23 protein-coding genes are annotated in these 22552 nt (G+C 52.9%); 6 read left to right on the forward strand and 17 right to left on the reverse strand.

The features are described from left to right. Positions 1–388 precede the first annotated feature (388 nt). Positions 389–2125, reverse strand: coding sequence for a sodium:solute symporter family transporter (locus tag M975_RS20655; protein ID WP_245164508.1), 1737 nt, complete (start codon positions 2123–2125; stop codon positions 389–391). Positions 2126–2575: 450 nt separating this feature from the next. On the opposite strand from M975_RS20655, the gene yjdP reads away from it, so the two are divergent. After that, a complete protein-coding gene (yjdP, locus tag M975_RS20660) occupies positions 2576–2917 on the forward strand; it encodes a DDRRRQL repeat protein YjdP (RefSeq protein WP_064561752.1) in 342 nt (113 codons plus the stop codon). Positions 2918–3156: 239 nt separating this feature from the next. Beyond that, on the forward strand, positions 3157–3768 hold the full coding sequence (locus M975_RS20665) for a hypothetical protein (RefSeq protein WP_064561753.1): 612 nt from the start codon (positions 3157–3159) through the stop codon (positions 3766–3768). On the opposite strand, the gene phnP is transcribed toward M975_RS20665, so the two are convergent. The 14 genes from phnP to phnC form a co-directional block, all read right to left on the reverse strand. Then, positions 3752–4510, reverse strand: coding sequence for a phosphonate metabolism protein PhnP (gene phnP / locus M975_RS20670; protein WP_064561754.1), 759 nt, complete (start codon positions 4508–4510; stop codon positions 3752–3754). The genes M975_RS20665 and phnP overlap by 17 nt on opposite strands. Next, on the reverse strand, positions 4488–4955 hold the full coding sequence (phnO, locus tag M975_RS20675) for an aminoalkylphosphonate N-acetyltransferase (RefSeq protein WP_064561755.1): 468 nt from the start codon (positions 4953–4955) through the stop codon (positions 4488–4490). The genes phnP and phnO overlap by 23 nt, the downstream gene beginning before the upstream one ends. After that, positions 4948–5535, reverse strand: coding sequence for a ribose 1,5-bisphosphokinase (gene phnN / locus M975_RS20680; RefSeq protein WP_064561756.1), 588 nt, complete (start codon positions 5533–5535; stop codon positions 4948–4950). Before phnN ends, phnO begins: the two co-directional genes overlap by 8 nt. Continuing rightward, the gene (phnM, locus tag M975_RS20685; protein WP_064561757.1) at positions 5535–6671 is read right to left on the reverse strand and encodes an alpha-D-ribose 1-methylphosphonate 5-triphosphate diphosphatase; all 1137 of its coding nucleotides are present in this window, start codon (positions 6669–6671) and stop codon (positions 5535–5537) included. The genes phnN and phnM overlap by 1 nt, the downstream gene beginning before the upstream one ends. Continuing rightward, a complete protein-coding gene (phnL, locus tag M975_RS20690; RefSeq protein ID WP_064515465.1) occupies positions 6661–7362 on the reverse strand; it encodes a phosphonate C-P lyase system protein PhnL in 702 nt (233 codons plus the stop codon). The genes phnM and phnL overlap by 11 nt, the downstream gene beginning before the upstream one ends. A 9-nt stretch (positions 7363–7371) precedes the next feature. Then, positions 7372–8130 carry a phosphonate C-P lyase system protein PhnK gene (gene phnK, locus M975_RS20695; protein ID WP_064561758.1) on the reverse strand — a complete coding sequence of 253 codons (759 nt, stop codon included), beginning with the start codon at positions 8128–8130 and terminating at the stop codon, positions 7372–7374. Next, positions 8127–8975, reverse strand: a complete 849-nt coding sequence (locus M975_RS20700) for an alpha-D-ribose 1-methylphosphonate 5-phosphate C-P-lyase PhnJ (protein WP_064561759.1) — start codon at positions 8973–8975, stop codon at positions 8127–8129. The genes phnK and M975_RS20700 overlap by 4 nt, the downstream gene beginning before the upstream one ends. Continuing rightward, positions 8968–10032 carry a carbon-phosphorus lyase complex subunit gene (locus tag M975_RS20705; protein ID WP_064561760.1) on the reverse strand — a complete coding sequence of 355 codons (1065 nt, stop codon included), beginning with the start codon at positions 10030–10032 and terminating at the stop codon, positions 8968–8970. The genes M975_RS20700 and M975_RS20705 overlap by 8 nt, the downstream gene beginning before the upstream one ends. Next, positions 10032–10616 carry a phosphonate C-P lyase system protein PhnH gene (phnH, locus tag M975_RS20710; protein ID WP_064561761.1) on the reverse strand — a complete coding sequence of 195 codons (585 nt, stop codon included), beginning with the start codon at positions 10614–10616 and terminating at the stop codon, positions 10032–10034. Before phnH ends, M975_RS20705 begins: the two co-directional genes overlap by 1 nt. Next, complete coding sequence (gene phnG / locus M975_RS20715) at positions 10613–11074, reverse strand: phosphonate C-P lyase system protein PhnG (protein WP_064561762.1); 462 nt, start codon at positions 11072–11074, stop codon at positions 10613–10615. Before phnG ends, phnH begins: the two co-directional genes overlap by 4 nt. After that, on the reverse strand, positions 11075–11800 hold the full coding sequence (gene phnF, locus M975_RS20720) for a phosphonate metabolism transcriptional regulator PhnF (protein ID WP_064561763.1): 726 nt from the start codon (positions 11798–11800) through the stop codon (positions 11075–11077). It lies immediately after the preceding gene. 16 nt (positions 11801–11816) lie between these two features. Beyond that, a complete protein-coding gene (gene phnE, locus M975_RS20725) occupies positions 11817–12599 on the reverse strand; it encodes a phosphonate ABC transporter, permease protein PhnE (protein ID WP_083967922.1) in 783 nt (260 codons plus the stop codon). Positions 12600–12722: 123 nt separating this feature from the next. After that, the gene (gene phnD / locus M975_RS20730; RefSeq protein WP_064561765.1) at positions 12723–13739 is read right to left on the reverse strand and encodes a phosphonate ABC transporter substrate-binding protein; all 1017 of its coding nucleotides are present in this window, start codon (positions 13737–13739) and stop codon (positions 12723–12725) included. Between the two features lie 34 nt (positions 13740–13773). Further along, on the reverse strand, positions 13774–14556 hold the full coding sequence (gene phnC, locus M975_RS20735; protein ID WP_064561969.1) for a phosphonate ABC transporter ATP-binding protein: 783 nt from the start codon (positions 14554–14556) through the stop codon (positions 13774–13776). 190 nt (positions 14557–14746) lie between these two features. Between phnC and M975_RS20740 the strand changes: the two genes are divergently transcribed. After that, positions 14747–15961 carry a phospholipase effector Tle1 domain-containing protein gene (locus M975_RS20740; protein ID WP_064561766.1) on the forward strand — a complete coding sequence of 405 codons (1215 nt, stop codon included), beginning with the start codon at positions 14747–14749 and terminating at the stop codon, positions 15959–15961. A gap of 52 nt (positions 15962–16013) precedes the next feature. Here M975_RS20740 and yjdN read toward each other — a convergent pair whose 3' ends face one another. Beyond that, the gene (gene yjdN / locus M975_RS20745) at positions 16014–16451 is read right to left on the reverse strand and encodes a VOC family metalloprotein YjdN (RefSeq protein WP_064561767.1); all 438 of its coding nucleotides are present in this window, start codon (positions 16449–16451) and stop codon (positions 16014–16016) included. 688 nt (positions 16452–17139) lie between these two features. After that, positions 17140–17475 carry a zinc ribbon domain-containing protein YjdM gene (locus M975_RS20750; RefSeq protein ID WP_064561768.1) on the reverse strand — a complete coding sequence of 112 codons (336 nt, stop codon included), beginning with the start codon at positions 17473–17475 and terminating at the stop codon, positions 17140–17142. 370 nt (positions 17476–17845) lie between these two features. Between M975_RS20750 and M975_RS20755 the strand changes: the two genes are divergently transcribed. The 3 genes from M975_RS20755 to M975_RS20765 all read left to right on the forward strand — a co-directional run bounded on the left by M975_RS20755 (position 17846) and on the right by M975_RS20765 (position 22496). Then, complete coding sequence (locus tag M975_RS20755) at positions 17846–20212, forward strand: dynamin family protein (protein ID WP_064561769.1); 2367 nt, start codon at positions 17846–17848, stop codon at positions 20210–20212. Then, the gene (locus tag M975_RS20760; protein WP_064561770.1) at positions 20209–21084 is read left to right on the forward strand and encodes a diguanylate cyclase regulator RdcB family protein; all 876 of its coding nucleotides are present in this window, start codon (positions 20209–20211) and stop codon (positions 21082–21084) included. The genes M975_RS20755 and M975_RS20760 overlap by 4 nt, the downstream gene beginning before the upstream one ends. 524 nt (positions 21085–21608) lie before the next feature. Beyond that, positions 21609–22496: a DMT family transporter gene (locus M975_RS20765; RefSeq protein ID WP_064561771.1), complete on the forward strand. Its 888-nt coding sequence runs from the start codon at positions 21609–21611 to the stop codon at positions 22494–22496. The last annotated feature ends 56 nt before the right edge of the window (positions 22497–22552 follow it).

The raw sequence follows: 22552 nt of genomic DNA on the forward strand, positions 1-22552 counted from the left end.
AATATTTACGAATGTTTATAGGAGAATTCCTACAGAGTTTATCCGTGTTTTTCATGTGGTTTAGTGCGTGAGGTAAAGAGATAAAAATCAGAAGGAAAAGCTATGTTGCGGCGGGGGAATATAATAAACCACCGAGCGGCGGTTATTTCTGCTTAATAAGGACAATAAAAAGGGGATTTTTTAAGAAGCGCGTTTAATCATTGTTGATGGTAATAGCCAGATTTATAAAATCGCTCCATTTGGGTAAATAATAAACAATACTTAGATGTCACTAATGTTTACTATTAAAAATGAAATAGTTCGTTACCAACATCTGGTCACCATGCTCGTGCCAGAGAAATAAAAAAGCCACCGAAGGTTCGGTGGCTATTTAGTTGAGTGAAGTGTATTACCGCTGACTTTGCGTCGCGGGTTTAAATACCACTGTCGCGTTATCCATCTTCGCACTGCGTTTTAACGCGTATCCGACAATAAACACCGCTGTGGCGCAGGCCAGGAACAACAGGCGGCCCCACATTGGGTTTGGAATCAGCATCATCGCCGACAGACCAATTGCCATGTAGATAGTCAGATCGCCCAGTTTGTTACGCTGCATGCGGTCAACGATGTCCTGCGCGTCGTCTTCAACACACTCGGTTTCCACATCTTTAAAGAACGCATTGGTCGCTTCCACGTTAGTGTCTGCTTGCGGCTTATAGAACAGCGTACTCAGGCAGAAGAAGCCACCGGTCAGCACCAGGTGTGCAACGATTGGAATGATGGTTTTCAGTTCGCTCACTTCGCGGCCAGTCAGTTTCTCAACGCCGAACCAGGACATCACGTACTGCGGAGTAAAGATATCAACCACCATCCAGGAGACGCCCAGACCGAACACAACTGTTGCCCATGGAGCCCATGAAGGCGTTTTACGAATCAGCATACCGAAGAACAATGGCACCAGAATCGGGGATTGCAGCAGTGTTGCGACTTGCATCATCAGGTCGAACAGGCTGAGGTGTTTGAGAGAGTTAAAGAACTGCGCCATGAAGATAACCAGCAAGCCGTTAACCAGGCAGGCGATTTGTCCTGCACGCAGTTGCTCTTTATCGTTCGCTTTCCCTTTACGCACAATCGTTGCGTAGAAGCTGCGAACGAAGATGCCAGAGTTACGGTTGAGTGCTGAGTCCATGGAAGACATGGTTGCCGCGAACAGGCCTGCCATCAGCAGCCCAACGGTGCCCAGCGGCATGGCTTCACGAGCAAACACCAGGTAAACCGCATCACGTGCTTTTGCGCCCAGTTCAGGATATTGCGCACCGGCATTCGGGTAGAGAATCGCCGTTGCCCACGGTGGGATGAACCAAATCACCGCGCCAACCAGCATCATCAGCAGCGCCATCAGTGCGGCTTTGCTGGCATTTTTGGAGTCTTTTGCATTCAGGAAACGGTAGGATTCCTGCATATTGTTGATACTTTGCAGCTGCTTCACGACGAAGAACAGGAAGGTACCGACCATCAGTAACGGGTAGTTCATGTCCGGGCCAGTAAAGAAGCCAGACGGGAATTCAGTCACGATATTTGCCGGGCCACCGACTGCCCAGAGGGCAACCACCGCACAAGCTACGGAAATAACGGCAATCACCAGCGTTTGAATAAAGTCAGATGCCACCACGCCCCATGCGCCGCTCAGCATTGAAATGGCCAGAACCGCAAGGCCGGTAATCCAGATAGTGGTGATAATGTCAGCGTTAAATACGGCGGAGGCAAATACCCCGAGACCATTAAGCCACACGCCTGCGTTAATCACGCTCAGCGGGATAATCACCCAGGTAAAGAACTGCTCGTTGACCGGGCCAAAACGGCGACGTACCGCTTCAGTTGGTGTATCAACGCGCATTTGACGGAAGCGGCGAGCGAAGTAAGCCCACGCCAGAAGATAGGCAAACATGTTGCCGATAAATACGGCCAGCACCGCAAAACCATCGGTAAAGGCTTTGCCCGCCGCACCGGTGAACGTCCAGGCAGAGAACTGCGTCATAAACGCGGTTGCCCCAACCATCCACCACAACATCTTGCCACCTCCGCGGAAGTAGTCGCTGGTGCTGTTATTAGCCATTTTTTTGAATAGCAGACTAATTGCTACCATTAATAAAAAATAACCCGCTATTACTATGTAGTCGTAAGACATATGAGTGCCTCATGTCCGTATGAGTGAGTGTCAATTGGAAAGAGTAAAACATGGTATTCATATAAGTTGAAATATCGTTTCATTATTTATTTTAAATAATGGATGGCGATCATGTTTTTTGATTTTCATCGCCCTGAGTCTGAGGGTTTTCCGAATCCTTAAGATTTGTCTTGTGTGTTTTTTAAGCTAAATCAACAATATTGTCTTAAATGAAATCAAATACACCGGGAATTTCGAATTATCCGGCAGGGAAAAGTGAACGGTCTGGTTTTTTTTAGCGGGAATTAAGCTGCCCGATATAAAGCATAATTGTGAAATATATGTAGCGTGAAAATTGAGAATTCTCCGCTGTTGAGGGACTGACGTTTTTCCTATCTTCCAGAGACTCAATTCTCATGAGATGGGCTTATGAATCGTTACTCCTCCGTGCTGTTGCTCGGCACCCTGACCATGACAACAATTGCTCATGCCGATGCGTTGGATGGCCTGTTTGATAACGCCATTGTGGGGTCCATTTCGCAGGCGATTAACGATGCCTACAAGCCTGGTGACAGCAGCGACGACAATGACAACCGCCGTTGGGATGACGAAAACCAGCGCCGTAATGATGACGAGCGCCGCCAGTATGAAGACCGGCACCGCCAACTTGAAGACCGCCGCCGTCAGTTAGACGACCAGCAGCGCCAGTTGGATCAACAACGCCGCCAGCTCGAAGAAGACGAACGCCGTTTGGATGATGATTTTCGGTGATTTTGTTGAAAATCGGCGAGTGATAAAAACACACTAAATTTGCGTTTTGCGAGTTGTCTCCTGAAAACCAAAATCAAACAAAAAAACGGTGAAATCTTATTCGCTTAGTGTGTTAACTTTCCTCTTATGCTTAAATCTTTGTTACTACAAGTCCCAGTAATATCGGGAAAAAATGTAGTTTTTTTAAGCTGGCTTTAAAGGGGGAAATAAGCATACTTGGGATAAGGACTTCACAGCTAATGGCACCGAGATTGATAAGCGACGCGGATTTCAACAGAAAGCTCAACGCCCCGGATCGTAACCGGGAACACACTCAGGCATTCCTTGCAAAAGGCGTTGAACCCTTTAGCTTGCCCGGCTATGTACCTCCGGCGGGATACCGTCTGGTGATGTCGCTCGACGGTAAACAATGTCGCCTGTTAAAAGACGATATCACCGCCTATGCGGTAAAAATTGTGACCGGGAAATGTGTCGTGCCAGGTAAGCAGCACTGTACGCAGGTGATGGTATGGCGCACGTTTATGCCAGAACACCAGGAGGCATTAAACGGATTGGCAAAATTGATCTTCGCCTGGTTATTGGAAACCTATGAGATTGTGGTTTCCGATAGTGAGCAAACTGGAGATGGCCGTCGCTTTTGGGAATACCGTATTTCAGAAGCTATCGCCGATCCGCGATTTGAAGTGATGATTTGGGATGGCACAAAAGACAATGACGAATTAACGCCTATCCAAAGTACAGAGGAGTTCGTCAACAAATGGTCACCGTATGCCTGGGGAACCGATCCTGAAATTCATCAGCATCGACTGTTAGTGATCAGCAAAATTAAATCGGCTATTCCACCCGAATAACCATCCCGTCAAACCCGGCCTCAAACCCTTTGGGAAGGGCATTCTCCATCAGCCAACAATCAAACTGGTGGCTGATATGCGTGAGAACAACGCGCGGGCAGCCGATCTGTTTATTCAGTTCAATCACCGTATTTAAGTCGCAATGGTTGTTCGGCGTTTGCGCTCTCGGCTCATGGCTGCAATCAATCACGATGACATCAGGTTTATTATTGGCCAGAAACTTCAGCGTTTTCTCAGGCAACCCGGCGGTATCGCTGAGCCACGCCACACGACTGTGCGGGGTTTCAAAAAAATAGCCCAGCGTCAGTTTTGAATGGTTGAGCGGCAGCGGCGTCACGCGCAGCGCCTGCAAGGTAAACCAGACGAAGGGTTCAAGCGTGTGGCTGAAATCGAGAATGCCGGGGTGTTTAAACAGATCGTCGCAGCCTTGCTCATCGGCCGGGCCGTAAACGGGGATTTTCTCGCCCACGCCCCAGCGCAGCGGGAATAAGCCCTGCACGTGGTCCATATGGTAATGGGTGAGCAAAAATTGTTGGAATTCCCCAGGCTGCCAATGGTCCATTAAATCGGGAATGCCCGCATCCAGCAGCGTCACCGCATCGTTGAATTTCACCACCGCGCTGCAAGGTTTACGGCGATATTGCGGATGATTGCGAGCCCGCTCGCAGGCAGCACAGAAACAGCCAAAGGCGGGCACTAGCTGTGCGCCGCCGGTTCCGCTAAGGGTTAACGTCAGGCTCACTCAAACTCTCCATCGGCTTAGTAAACCGAAAATGGGTCTGCTGATAACCCTCGCGCTCATAAAAGCGGTGGGCGTCATATCGTTTGGTGCTGGTGGAAAGCTCGGTCAACTCAGCGCCAGCGAGCCGGGCGTATTCTTCGGCCCAGCTCAGCAACTTGCTGCCCACACCAAAACCACGCGCTTGTGGCATCACTACCAGTTCCTGAATTTCACCCACCCAGTTCACATGGTGCAGATGAAACTGCATATGCAAACCAATCATGCCTACTACGTCGCCGTTAATCAGTGCCAATTGGTAGCATAAGTTGTTGTCCTGCAGGTTTGCCGCAAATCCAACGTTAAATGCCTGGCGGTCAAACTGCGCCTGCTTGAGTTCGCAAATCAGCATATATACGGCATCACTATCGGCAGCGGTAGCGGGACGTAATGCAACGGGATCAGACATGGCGCGGTTCCCTGGATCGAAAATGGACGATATTGGCATTACGCTGGTCGTTGACCATGCGCATAAACGACGAGACAGATTCATCAAGACTACCGTCGTTATTGAGTATCATGCAATCGTCCAAATCTGGCGCGTAAAATGCCGCACGTTGCAGGCGCTGCTCGATTTGCTGCGCGGTTTCACGCCCACGCGCCTCAAGGCGCTGGCGCAAAACGTCGGTAGAAACATGCAGGCAAATCGGCACCAGCGCTTCGCCGTAACGCGCTCGGGCCTGCGCCAGATGCTGGCGCGAGCCGTTCACCACCACGTCGAACCCGGAATCAAGCCAGATATCCAGCTCGATGCCCACGCCATAACTTTGGTGATGCGCCTGCCAGCACAGGGCGAATAGCCCCTGTTGCTGGCGCTGAGCGAACTCCTTTTCACTCAAAGCGATATGGTTTTCACACCCGGCGTCGGCGGCGCGGGTAATGTAGCGGTGCGCCACCAGTAGTTGATTATTCTCCTGCTGGCGCAGTGCCGTCAGCAGGCTGTCTTTCCCGGAGCCGGACGGCCCCATCAACCAGACAATTTTGCTCATCAGAACACCCGTAAACCCTTGCGCCAGACGTGGCCGACGTGAATGTTTTCGCCATGCTGATGTGCCAGCACCATATCGGCCCGTTTGCCCTCTGCCAGCACGCCACGGTCAGCCAGATTTAACGCTTTGGCCGGGTTGCTCGTCACCAGCGCCACGGCTTGTGGCAGGGTGAAACTGTTCGACTCATCGTTGGCGACGCGGAAGGCGGCATCCAGCAAACTCGCCGGGTAATAGTCGGATGAGAGAATATCCAGCAGCCCCACCTGCGCCAGTTGATGCGCCGCCACGTTGCCGGAGTGCGAGCCGCCGCGCACGATATTCGGCGCACCCATCAGCACGCTCATGCCATGCTGGCGCGAAGCCTGGGCGGCTTCCAGCGTGGTCGGGAATTCGGCGATAACGCTGCCCAGATCGTGTGATTCCACAACGTGCGCCGCAGTCGCGTCATCATGGCTGGCGAGGGCGATATTCCTTGCGCGGCACTCGGCGGCAATTGCCTTGCGGTTAGGCTGCGACCAGCGTTCGGCAAGGGCCAGTTGCTCGGCTTCATAGCTGTTCATATCCGCATCGTTAAGCTGATATTTGCCCTGGTAATATTCACGATACTTCACCAGGTTTGAGAACTGACGCTGGCCTGGCGAGTGGTCCATCAATGACACCAGCGACACGCCGCCACGGTCAATTAACTGCTGAAACAGCGGCAACGTGGTGTGGTGCGGCAGTTCACAGCGCAAGTGCAGGCGGTGTTCGGCACGGTTTACGCCACGCGCCTGGCTGTCCATCACCGCGTTAATCATTTTTTCGAGGTTTTCCAGGCGGTCACCGCCGTCACGCACATCGCCCAAGGCAACGGCGTCGAGCACGGTGGTGATGCCGCTTGCTACCATTAATGCATCGTGGCTGCTCATCGCGGAATGCGCAGGCCAGTCGACTTTCGGGCGTGGGGTGAAGAATTTGTCGAGGTTGTCGGTATGCAGCTCGATAAGCCCTGGCAGCAACCAACCGCCTTCGCCGTCCATGGCTTGCGGCAACTGGCTTTGGCTGTCGGCAAAATTACGAATCACCCCATCGGCCACTTCCAGTGAGCCACTCACCACTTCATTTTCCAGCACCAGTTTGACGTTATTAATGATCATTTTTTGCCTCGACTGTCGCCATAGAATGCAGTCTGTCTGCTACCTGATTGCGTACTGCCTCATCGTGGAAGATCCCGACCACAGCGGCACCGCGGGCTTTGGCTTCCAGAATCAAATCCACCACCGCCGCACTGTTTTTTGCATCCAGCGAGGCGGTCGGTTCATCAAGCAGCAAAATCGGGTAATCGACGATAAAGCCGCGGGCGATGTTCACGCGCTGTTGCTCGCCGCCGGAAAATGTTGACGGCGCCAGATTCCACAGGCGTTCCGGCACGTTCAGGCGGGTTAATAACATGGACGCTTTGTCTTCGCAGACATCACGCGACACGCCTAAATCGAGCAGCGGCTGCATCACCACCTCTAATGCGGAAATACGCGGGATAACGCGCAAAAACTGACTGACCCAGCCGATGGTCTGGCGGCGCACCGCCAGCACGTCACGGGCCGGAGCCTGCACAATATCGAGCCATTCGTCGTTATGTTTGACCCAGATATGCCCTTCATCAGGCAAATAGTTGGCGTACAGCGAACGTAACAGTGTCGATTTCCCACTACCGGAATGGCCGTGTAGCACCACGCATTCGCCCGATTCCACTTCCAGTGAAGCATTCGCCAGTACTGGCAAACGGATACCGTGCTGATGGTGTAACACAAAGGTTTTGCTCAGGTTTTCAACCCGTAATCTGGTCATCGTGCGCACCTAATTCTGAAGGACGGAAGAAACAAGCAGTTGGGTATACGGGTGGTGCGGGTCGTCCAGCACGCGGTCAGTCAGGCCGCTTTCCACCACGTGTCCTTGCTTCATCACCAGCAGGCGGTCTGCCAGTAAACGCGCCACGCCCAAATCATGGGTGACGATCACCACGGCCAGATTCAGCTCGCGCACCAGTCCACGAAGCAGGTCGAGCAAACGCGCCTGCACGGAAACATCCAGCCCGCCGGTTGGCTCATCCATAAACACCAGTTTCGGATGCGTCACCAGGTTGCGGGCAATTTGCAGGCGCTGCTGCATGCCACCGGAAAATGTGGTTGGCAGGTCGTCGATACGCGAGGCAGGGATTTCCACCTCTTCTAACCAGCGCTCGGCGGTAGCACGAATGTCACCGTAGTGACGCGCACCGGTGGCCATTAAACGCTCGCCGATGTTGCCGCCAGCAGAAACGTGGCGGCGCAGGCCGTCCATCGCATGTTGATGAACCACGCCCCATTCGGTACGCAGCAGGCGGCGGCGTTCGCCTTCACTCATGTCATACAGCGACGAGTCCAGGTAAACCACTTCGCCGTTTTGTGGGGCAAGGCGGGCAGAAATCGACTTCAGCAACGTGGTTTTGCCAGAGCCAGATTCGCCAACAATCCCCAGCACTTCGCCAGGATAAAGCTCGAATGACACATCGCTAAAGCCTTTACCGGGTGCATAAAGGTGGGTCAGGTTATTGACGGAAAGTAACGGTCGAGTCATTTGGTCGCAGCCTCGCTGTTCTGGCGGCAGAAATCGGTATCGGAGCAGACGAACATGCGGCTGCCCGCATCGTCGAGCACCACTTCGTCAAGGTAACTGTGGTGCGAGCCGCAAATCGCGCAAGGCTCGTCCCATTCCTGGACGGTAAACGGATGGTCGTCAAAATCGAGACTTTCCACGCGGGTATACGGCGGCACCGCGTAAATGCGTTTTTCACGCCCGGCACCGAACAGTTGTAGCGCGGGCATCATGTCCATTTTCGGGTTGTCGAATTTCGGAATCGGCGACGGGTCCATCACGTAGCGCTCGTTCACTTTCACCGGGTAGGCGTAAGTGGTGGCGATGTGGCCGAAACGGGCGATGTCTTCATACAGTTTCACCTGCATCACGCCGTACTCCTCCAGCGCGTGCATGGTGCGGGTTTCGGTTTCGCGCGGTTCGATAAAGCGCAGCGGCTCAGGGATGGGCACCTGGTAAATCAGGATCTGATCTTCAGTGAGCGGCGTTTCCGGGATGCGGTGGCGCGTCTGAATCAGCGTAGCGTCGGCGGTGGATTCGGTGGTCGCCACGTTGGTGACGCGCTTGAAGAAGTTGCGAATCGACACGGCGTTGGTGGTGTCGTCTGCGCCCTGATCAATCACCTTCAGCACGTCGTTTTCGCCAATCACGCTGGCGGTGATCTGGATGCCGCCTGTGCCCCAGCCATAAGGCATCGGCATTTCGCGGCCGCCAAACGGCACCTGGTAACCCGGAATGGCGACCGCTTTCAGAATCGCGCGGCGCAGGGTGCGCTTGGTTTGTTCATCCAGATAAGCAAAGTTGTAGCCGGAGAGTGCCTTAGTCACGATGACGTTCCTTTTGCAGACGTTTAAGCAGTTCCAGTTCGGCCTGGAAATCGACGTAGTGCGGCAGTTTCAGGTGTGAGACAAACCCGGCTGCTTCGACGTTATCAGCGTGGGCCAGCACGAACTCTTCGTCCTGCGCCGGGCCTGCGATGGTTTCGTCGTAGTCCGGCGCTTGTAGGGCGCGATCAACCAGTGCCATCGCCATCGCTTTGCGTTCGCTCATGCCGAACACCAGCCCGTAGCCGCGCGTGAAGTGCGGGTCTTCATCTTCCGGGGCGACAAAGCCATTAACCATTTCGCACTCGGTTAGCAGCAATTCGCCGATGTTGACCGCAAATCCCAGCTCTTCCGGAATGATTTCCAGATCGGTATAGCCACTGCGGATTTCAGCCGCGAACGGGTGGTTGCGCCCGTAACCGCGTTGCGTGGAGTAGGCGAGTGCCAGTAAATAGCCTTCATCACCGCGCACCAGTTGTTGCAGGCGCGAGGAGCGTGAACACGGGTAAACCGGCGGCTGGCGGGTTATGTCGTCAGGTTTTTCGCCGTTATCTTCTTCCGCTTTTGCCAGCCCCTGTTTTGCCAGCAGGCTGAATACGTGCGGTGCGGCTTCGGCGTTGTCGTCAGCTTTTTTAAGCGTTGGCTTTTCACCGTTGGCAAGCAGCGTGAAATCCAGCAGACGATGGGTGTAATCGTATGTCGGGCCAAGTAACTGGCCGCCCGGCACGTCTTTATAGACGGCGGAAATTCGGCGCTCTAAGCGCATATCTGCGGTGTTGAGCGGCTCGCTCACTGCAAGGCGCGGCAGTGTGGTGCGATAAGCACGCAGCAGAAAGATGGCTTCGACCATGTCGCCGCTTGCTTGCTTGATGGCGAGTGCTGCTAGTTGGCGGTCAGCAATACCGCCTTCGGTCATAACACGATCGACCGCCAGGCCAAGCTGCTGCTCGATTTGCGCGACGCTCAGTTCAGCGAGGTTTTGCTCGCCACGGCGATTGTGTTCCTGAAGTTCGTGGGCGGCGGCTATCGCCTTCTCGCCCCCTTTGACGGCGACGTACATCAGCACACCTCCACATGAGTGGTGCGGGGGATCGCCAGCAGGCGCTCGCCACAGGTCAGAATCAGGTCGATGCCCAGCGGGAAAGGGTGCGGGCGCTCGGTGAGTTCGTGAATCACGCAGTCTGGCAACTGTGGGGCAATCATGCGTTCTTCGCGGATCCCCGCGCCGGTTAAGCGCAACATGCGGCCACCGCTCAGGCTCGGTACCTGCAAAATCAGCGTCGCGCTGGTGTCGGGGGCGACGTCTGTTCCCTGCGCCAGTGCGTTGAGCTGGTCGGCGGTAATCGCGCTGTCGGCAACGGCAAACTGCGCTTGCTCAGGCGTCAAGGAAATTGAAGAATTTGTATGGAATCGGACATTTTGCAGCGCCACATCGTTAGTCAGCGCGTCACTGATCCACACCGGGGTGTCGTTATCGGCAAGCGTCAGCAGCACGCTGGTGGAGGCGATATTCAGTGGTTTCCAGCCATGTTGCAGTGAATGGAGTGCCACGATAACGCCCGGCTCGCTCATCGCTTTTAGCAGGCGACGGAAGCTCTGTTGGGCATCCTGCACGGGCAGGTTAAAAGCGGTCATCAGGGTCATGCGTTATCTCCGCGAACCAGAGTGAAGAAGTCGACTCGGCTGCTGTTAATTTGGGTGCGGCGGGCAGCTAAACGCTGCTCGCGATTTGCGGCCAGAGGCGCAATAACAGTTTCTTGTAAAGTCTGGAATCGAACTTTTTCCTGCATCAGCGCGTCGATCACGGCACAGCGTTCGGCGTGGGCTTTGTCGCGCCCTAATAAATAGCTGTATCCGTAAGTGCCGTCGGCTAGCTGTACCACTGCGCGAGTCAGCGTGGCGTCACCGGCAAAGAAGCGTTGCCCGGTTGCGCCCATGCGCGCCTGAATTTGTGCAAGTCCGGTTTCGGCCTTGCGGATAACTTGATATTCAGGGTTGAGATTTTGTTCTGCCCAAATTGCTGCCAGTTCTTCGGGCAGGCTGTGAGCGAGCACGGCCATCCACTGCTGGCGCTGTGCGGTGTCAAAATGCGGTGCGTCCATTTAGTGCTCCATGGTGAATTCAATCATGTCGGCGCGGGTCAAACTGACGGAGTATTCCGCAGGCGAGGCGTCACCTTCATGGTGGTTGAGAGTGCGCACGCACAGCAGCGGAGACATATTCGGGATCTCCAGCAGGCGACTTTCTTTGGCCTGAGCGCGGCGTGCGCTGATGCGTGTTTGGGTGCGTGTGAGGTTGATACCGAGTTGGGTCTGAATCACGTCGTGCAGCGAACCGCTGGTGAACTGTTGCAGCGTGGGCCACCAGGCAAGTTCCGCAAAGTAATGGTCGATAAGGCACACCGAGATACCGTTAACGCGGCGCAGTGTGCGCAGGTGAATAATGTTCTCGCCTTCGGTGACGCCCAGCGCGTCTGCCACACTATTTGAGGCCGGGCGCAGCACCGCGAGTAAGCGCTCGCTGGTGGGGTGGCTTCCCTGGTCGAGCAGGTTCTGGCTAAAGCGTGCCTGCGAATTTAACGGGTAGTCGAACGGGCGCATCAGCACTAACACACCAATTCCCTGGCGGCGCTGCACCCAGCCTTTTTCAACCAGCTGGTCGATGGCGCGGCGCAGCGTGTGGCGATTGACTTCATAGCGGGCAGCCAGTTGGCTTTCAGCTGGCAGGTAGTCGCCACAGCGGTAGTTTTTACGCAGCTCAACCTCAAGCAGGGCGGCGATTTCCTGGTAACGTGTTGGGTAACTGGTCGGATGTCTGGATAAGTGCATTTTCAACAAAGCCTCGTTAAATGAAATGCTTACGTAACCGTTGCGACATGAAATCCAGCAGGCTTACCGTGACGATGATGATGACCATCAACGCGCAGGTTTGCTGGAACTGGAATCCTCGAATGGCTTCCCAAAGTGTTACGCCAATTCCGCCGGCACCTACCATGCCGACCACCGTTGCTGAACGAACGTTCGACTCAAAGCGATATAACGAGTAGGAGATAAGCAGTGGCATCACTTGCGGCAGCACGCCGTAGATAATCTCTTCAAGTTTGTTGGCACCCGTGGCGCGAATCCCTTCTACCGGGCCAGGTTCGATGGCTTCCACCGCTTCGGAAAGCAGTTTGGACAGCACGCCGGTGGTGTGAATAAACAGCGCTAATACGCCAGCGAATGGGCCGAGACCAACGGCAACCACGAATAACATCGCGAACACCATTTCGTTGATGGCGCGGCAGGCGTCCATCAGGCGGCGCATAGGTTGGTAAACCCACCATGGCACCAGGTTGTCGGCACACATCAGGCCACAAGGAATGGAAACGACGATGGACAGCGCTGTGCCCCAGACGGCGATTTGCAGCGTGACGCCCATTTCACCCAGATATTGTTGCCACTGGCTGAAATCCGGCGGGAAGAAGTCGGCGGCGAAGGTGGCCATGTTGCCCGCATCGCGGAACAGGGTCAGCGGAGCCATTTCCGCGCCTTGCCAGGAGGCAACGAGTACCGCTAACAAAATCGCCCAGGCAAGTAGCGAGAACCAGCTACGTTTGGGTGTGGCGACCTGAATGGTTTGTTGCATGGGGTGCTCCGTTGGTGTGTACATATTCGTTTTTGCCCCTCACCCCGGCCCTCTCCCCAAAGGGGCGAGGGGGAAAACCGGTCAGTCCCCTCTCCCTTTGGAAGAGGGGGAGGGGAAATGAACTTACTGAACCGCTTTATTCACATTGCTCATGGCTGAAAGCGCGGCGGTCAGACGATCCAGGTCACTAAGCTGATTCTGCAGCGCGGTAACTTTGGTTGCTTTCTCAGGCTCAGCTAACCCTTTGTTGTCCTTCACGCCTTGCATCTGTTTGAACAGCGCGAGCTGGCGAATCGGTACCAGTTGCAGGTCGCTGGACGGGCGGAACGGCGCCCAGGTCAGGCCTTTCAACACGGCGGCTTCTTCCGGCGTTTTGCCGTATGTCATAAAGAAGTCGTAGATTTTGTCTTTGGTGGCTTCGGAAAGGTTTTTACGCCACACGATCGGATCACCTGGGATCAACGGAGATTTCCAGATGACTTTCAGATCCTTGAATTTCTCAGGCGCGGTTTTCTTTAAACGATCGAGGTTTTCAGTGTTGTTAGTCGCCACATCCACTTGTTTATTTGCCACCGCCAGCGCGTTGGTTTCGTGGTTGGCATTCACTGAACGTTTAAATTCGTTCGCAGCCGCGTTGTTCTTAGCAAAAACGTAATATCCCGGGACCAGATAACCTGATGTGGAGTTCGGGTCGCCGTTGCCGAAAGTCAGCTCTTTGCGTTTCGCCAGCATGTCTTGCAGGTTGTTGATTGGGCTGTCTTTGTTAACGATAAGCACGCTCCAGTAACCTGGGGAGCCATCTGCTGCTACCGTTTGAGCGAACACCTGGCCATTGGCGCGATCCACCGCTTCCATGGCGGAAAGGTTGCCGTACCAGGCGATATCCACTTTGTTAAAGCGCATACCCTGGATGATCCCGGCGTAATCCGGTGCGAAGAAAGCATTCACTTTCACGCCCAGTTTCTTTTCCATATCTTTCAGGAACGGGTCCCACTGCGGCTTGAGGTTTTGTTGCGATTCGGTGGAGATAATGCCGAAGTTCAGGGACTTTTCTTGTTCATCCGCTTGGGCGGTACTGAACAGAGTGCTGACGCTTAGCAGGCTGGTAAAGGCGAGGGCGGCAACTTTTTTGTAGCTCATGGCAGACTGTTCCTTGAAAGAGATAACAAAGTTGTTAAGCAGCAACCGCGTCAACGCGATTCATGCTGCGATAAAGATTTCCCAGCCGTTCGTTGTCGAACGCTGAACTGCTTCCGTCGTAAAACACATGGCCCTGGCGCAGTGCGACAATGCGTTCGCAATAGCGCAGGGCGTAGTCCACCTGGTGCAGCGTCACCACAACGGTGATGCCGTCCAGACGGTTAATGTCATGCAGCGTTTCCATCACGATGCGGGCTGATTCCGGGTCAAGTGAGGCAATCGGCTCATCGGCCAGAATCACTTTCGCTTGCTGCATCAGCGCACGGGCAATAGCCACGCGCTGTTGTTGCCCACCGGACAGGGTGGACACGCGTTGATATGCAAATTGCGTCATGCCGACGCGGGTCAGCGCCTGTAACGCACGTTGCTTTTGTTCGCGGGTGAACCAGTTAAAACAGGTGCGCCAGAACGGCGTGGAGCCCAGTGCGCCAATCAGTACGTTTTCCAGCACGGTCAGGCGATTGACCAGGTTGAATTGCTGGAAGATGTAGCCTGTGTGTGCGCGGCTTTTACGAATGTCGCTTGCCAGACGGCCCGCTTTTTGAACGGTGCGGCCAAGCAATTCAACGTGGCAATCTGCTGACTTATCAGAAGTAATCAGACCGCTCAGGTGGCGTAAGAGGGTGGATTTGCCTGAACCAGACGGCCCCAGCAGAGCGACCATCTCACCTTCTTTGACATCCAAATCAACAGCATTTAACGCCTGGTGCTGGTTGAAGGTTTTGCTCAATTTGTTGACGCGAATAATTGTTTGCATCATTCAGGCTCCTTAAAAAGTTGCCTCATGGTGCCGATGAATTGTGACGATTTTGTTAAGGATAAGTTTCGATATGATGAAGAGTGAGCGGGCGCCTGGAAGTCATCAGGCTAATCAACTATTTGTCGTATTGTGACGCGCTGCGTTTTTGCTTTGATTACAGGTACCCTCTGGTATTGGGATCGCGCCAATGAGCAAGAACATTATTTTTTGTGCCGATGGCACATGGAGAGCACCGGGTGTAGAAGATCAAGTGGATGACGAAACTTCTGCCAGCAATGTGTATCAGTTATTTGTTGATTTAAAAGGCAATGTTGATCCGCAAAGTTTGTTATTAGCCAATGAGCAAGAAAAGATCCTCACCGACAGCAGCGGCAATGTGGTGCAGGTGGCTAAATACATTTACGGAATGGGCGATCCGCATAATGGCCTGGTGAAACGGCTGGCGGGGGCATTTGGTGCGGATCTGATCGTGCCGATCATTCGTGGATACACATTTATTAGCCGCCACTGGCAGCCTGGCGATCGCATCTATCTGGTGGGTTTTAGCCATGGCGCTTATACCGCGCGGGTGCTGGCGGAAATGATCATTGATCGCGGCTTATTGAACCGTGAAAAGCTGCGTTTAAATACGCGCAATAAAGAAGATGCGTGGCGCCTTGCCTCGTCCGTGTGGGCGCAATATCTCGCTCATACGCCGGATATGAGCCCCAGCCTGTTGGGTAGTGTGGTGCGCGAGTTGCCGGGGTTTTTCTGCGACAGCGTTGACCCAACGTGTATTGCGCGGCCCGCCTCTCTGGAGGCGGTGGCGGTGTGGGAAACGGTCGGGCAGATGGGCATTCCGCGATATTTTAACGACAAGCGCTACAACGTTTTCCGCTTTAACAATACAGAGCTGCATTCGCGGGTTAAATATGGGCTACAGGCGGTGGCGATTGATGAACAACGTGTCGATTTATCACCTGTGCTGTGGGATAGCCGCGATCGTATTTTGCAGGTGATGTTTCCCGGTATTCATCATGATGTGGGTGGGGGTTATATCGCCACTGAAGAAGACCGCAGTTTATCGAATGGCGCGTATTTATGGATGCATGATGCGCTTGACGATCTGGGGGTTAATCTCGCCAGCAGTTCCGTGGTCGCCGACCCGCTTGGGCCATTGCATTGCGACTGGTATCCGCCCACGCGTTATCTGCGCATTATGCCCCGCCAGCTCCCGCCGCCGGTCAGTTCATCAATGATGGTGCACCAGTCTGTAGTTGAGCGGCTCAGCGGCGGTGGCGCACTGCTTCAGCAGTCGGCAATCAATGGGGAGTGGTTCTCAGGATCTTATACGCCGCAGTCATTGCAGGAGTATTTGCACGGGCAGGGGGCGATTCCCATTAATTGGGCCATCGCCCGTTAGATGACAGGGCCGCTATGGTGGGTAAAGCAGGGCGTAGCGGCCCGAAGCGGAATTACATCGGTTTTTCGACATTCACCATCCACGGGATACCGAATTTATCGGTAAACATGCCGAAGCCTTTTGCCCAGAATGTTTCGCTCCATGGCATTGTGACCTCGCCGCCTACGGAAAGGCTGTCGAACCAACGTTTTCCTTCGTCGACATCTTTACTGGAAAGACTCAGCGCGTAGCCCGCGTGTTTGATTTTATCAGCGGACATATTGCCGTCGCTCATCATCACTTCACCGTTACCAATGCGCACATTGGCGTGCATGATTTTATCGTCCGGTATGCTAAAACCGCTGTTGCAGCCTTCAGCCGATTGGTTTGCGTCTTTCGGCATTTCGCCAAAAGTCATTTTAAATAGCAGTTCAGCACCCACCGCTTGTTTATAAAATTCAATTGCTTCTTCGCAGGTGCCGTCAAAAAAGATGTAGGGTCCGATAGACATTGTTCATTCCTCATGATGCGGAGTGCAGAATAAGTTTAGTTGGGGGGCGCGGGGCTAGCCAGGCGGGGGGAGGGATCTTATGCCTGGTACGGTGACTTTCCGTTCACCTGTACGTTATGCGATCCCACATAAATCTTTGAACGGTGAACGTGCCAAGGAGAGAACGCCCTCTCCTTGGCAATCCTGGCGCCCGGCAAGTCAATCGCCGCTGCGCGGTAAACACCGTTTTTCACCCAACATTCGCGGTCGTTCGCGACTCGCTCCCGGCGATCGCTCTCTTTCGCTGCTCCCGGCAGCTCAACCCTGACTTATGGGTAACGCCGGGGCAATTTATACCGGGAACAAGGTCAAAACCGGTTCGGCTTTTGACCTTAGCTTTTGACGTTGACCTTTGAGTCCGGCATAAATCGCCTTCGTTTTGACTGTAAGGCCGGGTCGAGCCGTCGGGAACGGCGAGAGGTTGTGATCGCCGGGAGCGAGTCACAACCGACCCTGGGACTGAAAGGAAAAACGGAGGTTTACTGCGAAGCAGCGATTTAATCGCCGGGAGCCGGGATTATCAAGGGTGCTGCGGTAGCACCCTTGATACGTTCACCGTTTCGGTAAGTACAGGGAACACTGAACGTTTAGTGAACGGAACCTTCTCTGGCTTTGCAGGAACCGCCCCTCAGGGGCAGGGGGAACGAACCTAGTTCTTCTTAACGAACTCAGACTTCAACTTCATTTGTCCAAAACCATCAATCTTACAATCAATGTTATGGTCGCCTTCTACCAGACGAATACCTTTTACTTTGGTACCAATCTTCAACATCGAAGAACTACCCTTAACCTTCAGATCTTTCACCACGGTGACATTGTCGCCATCGGCAAGCAGGTTACCGTTAGCATCTTTAACAATCAGTTGATCACCGTCTTGAGCCGGTTCAGCGTCATTCCATTCATGCGCGCATTCCGGGCAGATAAACATACCGTTGTCTTCGTAGGTGTACTCGGAATTGCATTTTGGGCAATGAGGGAGAGTCATAAATAATATCCTCAAAAATAGCGGCTTTCCGCCAAAAGTGGCGCAATTATACATTAAAACCCTGGTTTTGTCGGGACTACTGCTGTCGTGCCTTGTGTTACCAGGGGGCCAGCAATAAGAAAGTGCTATTTTAAAACGTTAATCAATTGCCAAATTCGCGACGAAAATACAGAATAAGTTTATAAAAATACGCTATGGTCTTTTTATCTGGTTATTTTGCCAGATAATTTCGTTATGAAAAAATAAGCCTGATTATAATATTATTCAATAAATGATTTCCGCACGTAATTATAATTGCCGGTACTGAATTCACACAAAATTATAAAGACTTTTAAAAATCCGGTTAATTTGATTTAAGTAAGGATTTTTTATGCACACACAAGCAATATTTGAGTTAGGGCAGGAAGCTGAGCGGTTATTACAACTTGCTTTGCAGAATCTGAATACATTAAAAACGACCTCTTTTACCACACAGCACGACACAAATTATTTTGGGCAATCGTACTCAGGAACTTCTATCCCTTCTAAGTTCTGCCCGCGTGGCATTCAGGCGCAGCAGGCGATGTTGCAAAATGAGTTACGCAAAATAACGCAGCACGAAATGGTGCTGGCGATTGTCGGTACTGTTAAAGCGGGGAAATCGACCACCATCAATGCCATCATCGGAACCGAAGTGTTGCCTAACCGCAACCGCCCAATGACAGCTTTGCCGACGCTCATTCGCCACACACCAGGCCAGCGTGAACCGGTGCTCCATTTTCCTTATGTTCAGCCGATTGATAAATTAATGACAGCGTTGCAACTGCGTTTGCAACAAACCGACAGGGAAACGCTGTCTAAACAACTGGAAATTGATCGGGATATGTTGGGCTTATTAACCCGCATAACCGAAGGGGAATCTTTCGCTAAGCATTATCTTGGTGCCCAACCTATTTTCCATTGCCTGAAAAGCCTGAATGATTTAGTGCGTTTATCAAAAGCACTGGATGTCGCTTTTCCATTTAGTGCATATGCCGCCATTGAACATGTGCCGGTTATTGAAGTGGAATTTGTCCATCTGGCAGGAATGAATGAAAGCCACGGCCAACTGACGCTATTGGATACCCCTGGGCCAAACGAGGCCGGGCAACCGCATCTGCAAAAAATGCTTCAGGAACAATTAGCGCAGGCTTCTGCCGTGCTGGCCGTAATGGATTACACCCAATTAAAATCCGTTTCTGACGAAGATGTGCGTAAAGCGATATTAGGCACCGGGGCATCTGTCCCGTTGTATGTGCTGGTGAATAAGTTCGATCAAAAAGATCGTAATGGCGACGATGAAGAACAGGTTAAGGCACTGATTTCATCGACATTGATGAAAGGTGTGATTGAGCCTGAGCATGTGTTCCCGGTGTCATCGATGTGGGGTTATCTGGCAAACCGCGCCCGTCATGAACTGGCATTACATGGCAAATTACCTGACCCGGATACCCAACGTTGGGTGCAGGATTTTGCCGATGCGGCATTAGGCCGCCGTTGGCAACATGGCGATTTGGCTGATAGCGGCATTGTGCGCCAGGCTGCGGAAATGTTGTGGGAAGACTCGCAGTTTGATGAACCGATCAAAATGGTGCTCCATGCCGCGCATGCCAATGCTTCGATGTATGCATTACGCTCGGCCTGCCAGAAATTGCTCAGCTACACGCAGGGTGCGGAAGATTACCTGAATTTTCGCAGCCACGGTCTGCAAATCGCCAGTGAGCAATTGCAGCACAATATTGCTGCGCTTGAAGATGACATGCGCCTGGCTGCTTCCAGCCAGCAATCGGCAAATGTTGTTGTGCAGAGCAATGTTAAACAAGCAGTTAGCGCGATGAGCGATTTTATTCAGCGCTATGAACAGCAGATTAACGCCAACATTCAGGATTATTTCCAGCACGGCAAAGTGCCGGAAAAACTGACTCGCCAGGCATTGGCGTTTGGTACCCAGCGCGGTTACGACTTTAATGCACAAGATGAAACGCTCAGTTTTGACGATGAAGAATCGGCACAAATTGCGCTGCATCGGATCCGTGCCTCATGCGAAATCATCCTGACCGCCGCCCAGGAAAAGATGACTGAAGAGTTAACGCATCTTTTCAGTTACCTGGAAATTGAGCTGGCAGATACGCTGCGCAGCACCTTAAAACCGATTGAGGCCCGCGTCGCACAAGGGTTATCGCAGGCGGGTTTCAGAACCAATATCAGCCTGCCAGTATTCCATGTCGGTTTATTAAACTTCAATGCCAACCAGGCCTTTAATGAACTCATCGAAGAACAAGATATTCCTGTCGCGCAGCTAAGGCGCCCGGCAGGAATGCGGGGAACGGTCGCGCGCTGGCTGAATAGTGATGGATGGGGTTGGGAAGGTTACACCGTTATGCAAAGCCGCTACGTGATTGCCTTGCAAGACGTGCAGCTCAAGTTGCGCCAGCACGTAGCTCATTTTCTTTTGCAGCTGAATCAGAGCATGGCCGCACAAATCGAAATTGCGGTGTCCGAGGGCATGATGGCGTTCTTTGCTGATTTTGCCCAGGCGCTGGAAACGATACGCGTGAACCTGCAACAAAGCCTCACGGCTCGCCAGCAAAACGAAGATGCGGTAAGCGCTTTGCGCCTGCAACTCCAGCAGTGCGTGCGAATCACGCGCTACATCCAGGAAGATACCCGCATGCTGCGGGATGATATCCAGACGTTATTTACGGTAGAACAGCTATGAGCAGTGCATCAGCAAGTATTCAGACTCGCGCTTTGGAATGTGTGGCAGAAAAGTTTGTCGTCGATTTTGCAAAAATCAGTGGTGTGACACGTGAGCCGTGGCGCAGCCAACAAAGCAAAGCGTTTTACCGGCGTCTGACCGGCGAATTTATCGGCCACAGCCAGTTACAGAAATCGTCCATGGACGAGATGTTTGTCGAAGCCCCGGAAGTCACGCTGGCGATGCTCGGGCAACTATGCCAACGCGTGGCGAAAAAGCACCGGGCGATGGTGAAGGTTTACGAAAGCGTGTCGGCAATGGCAGCCGTTTCTTCACGCGTCGCGCAAGGCTCAGTCGAAACTCGCCAGCAACTTGTTCAGGTACAGCAACAGCTGGCACAGCGCGTCGGCAAACTGGAAATCCAATTAAACGGCACCGACCTGATGCATCTGGGCATCGTGCATTGCGAACAAGTTTTTGCCCGCTGGCAGGCCGGCAACTATTTTTCCTTTTCACCCGCCGGGCGCTGCTATGTGGCCTTGCAGGAGTTGTACTGGGGAGCATTTGGCGATGCGATTCGCTTCGGAACGGCAGCTCAGGTAAATGGGTTAATTGAACAGGCACGCGCTTTGGCCATCAGCCACTTAGCGCATGATGTGAATGCATCGGCTCGCACCCGCCATTATTACTATGAATGGCTGATTTTCCCCTCAACGCCGGGAATGATGGAAAGCAAAGAAGCCCTGGCGTGGCTCGGCGACGATTGCGATAGTGAGCACCAACCGGTGAGTTTTTCTACCACCCAAACACATCAGGGCGTATCACTCGGCATGCCGCGTATTTGCTCGGCAATGCGTCTGGGAAGTGCCATGGTGGATGAAATATTTATTTAGGCAACAAAAGCGGAGTACGACGTCCGCTACACGGGGGCGGGTATCAGCACGGGCGTGTGAGATAAAAGGGCTGGAAGAAGCCCGCAAAGCGCACCCTGATTTTAGTACTAAAGAGCTGTACGACGCGAAAGAATACAAAGATACCCAGAATACGGCACAGGCAGCGATATCCAGCAGGGTATTAGTGCCGTCACGATGGCGTTGCAGCCTCTTCTCAACAGTAAAGCTCGCGTAGCTCAATAATTCTTATTTCAAACGCATTCCCCCAACAACCAATCATGAAATGCTTTCACCTCTGGCCGCTGTAATGACTGCGCGGAACTCACCACATAATAAGACCCGTTGATTGGTCGCCTTGCTGCAACTCAAGCTATTTAGGGCATTCGCTATTCACAGGGGAATAAACGAGCAATTTTTTATATTTAACGGATAATGGTCGATTCTGAAACGACAGTTTAATTTTTGTTAGGGGAAGGGACGTGAGCAATAACGTTTCACGGTTTACTAATAAGAAAATCGCATGGATGGGGGCCGCTTTTTGTTGCCTGTTATGGGGAAGTGCTTACCCGGCAATTAAAAATGGCTATGAAATTTTTCAGATAGCGACGGACGACCTGCCGGGCAAAATTGTCTTTGCCGGGTATCGGTTTGTGATTGCAGGCCTGCTGTTGCTGGCGTTTGCTTTGCTGCAAGGTAAAGCGATTGCGCGTTTATCCCGCCAGCAGTTTTCACAACTCGCGGTATTAGGCGTGACGCAAACCGCGATTCAGTACATCTTCTTTTATATTGGCCTTGCTTATACCACCGGTGTAAAAGGCTCAATCATGAATGCCACTGGCACCTTCTTTAGTGTTCTGCTGGCGCACTTTATCTATCAAAACGATAAGCTCAGCATCAATAAAGTGGTGGGCTGCGTGCTGGGTTTTGCCGGTGTGATGGTGGTGAACTTCAACAGCCAGTTGATGGATTTTAGTTTTAGCTGGATGGGCGACGGCTTCGTGGTCCTGGCGGCGTTTATTCTTTCTGCCGCGTCGCTGTACGGCAAGCGTATTTCGCAAACCATGGACCCGACAATCATGACCGGCTGGCAACTGGCTATCGGCGGTGTGGTGCTGACAGTTGGCGGCTATGCATGTGGTGGCCGACTGGCGTTTCATGGTCTGGAGTCGGTGGCGATTCTGGGTTATCTGGCGCTGTTATCTTCTGTGGCGTTTGCCCTGTGGAGCATGCTACTCAAACATAACCGTGTGGGCATGATTGCGCCGTTTAACTTCCTGATTCCGGTGTCGGGCGCGGTGTTATCGGCTATTTTCTTGCAAGAAAGCATTCTTGAATGGCGCTATGCGCTGGCGTTAGTGCTGGTGTGCTTCGGCATCTGGCGCGTGAACGTGGTTAAGTCGCGCTTAAATTAGACCAGGCAAAAAGAGAAAATGCAGGCCATTATTTATCCATCTTTTATCGATAAAGG

Origin of the sequence: Buttiauxella brennerae ATCC 51605 (genome assembly GCF_001654925.1) — a bacterium.
Taxonomy (GTDB): Bacteria; Pseudomonadota; Gammaproteobacteria; order Enterobacterales; family Enterobacteriaceae; genus Buttiauxella; species Buttiauxella brennerae.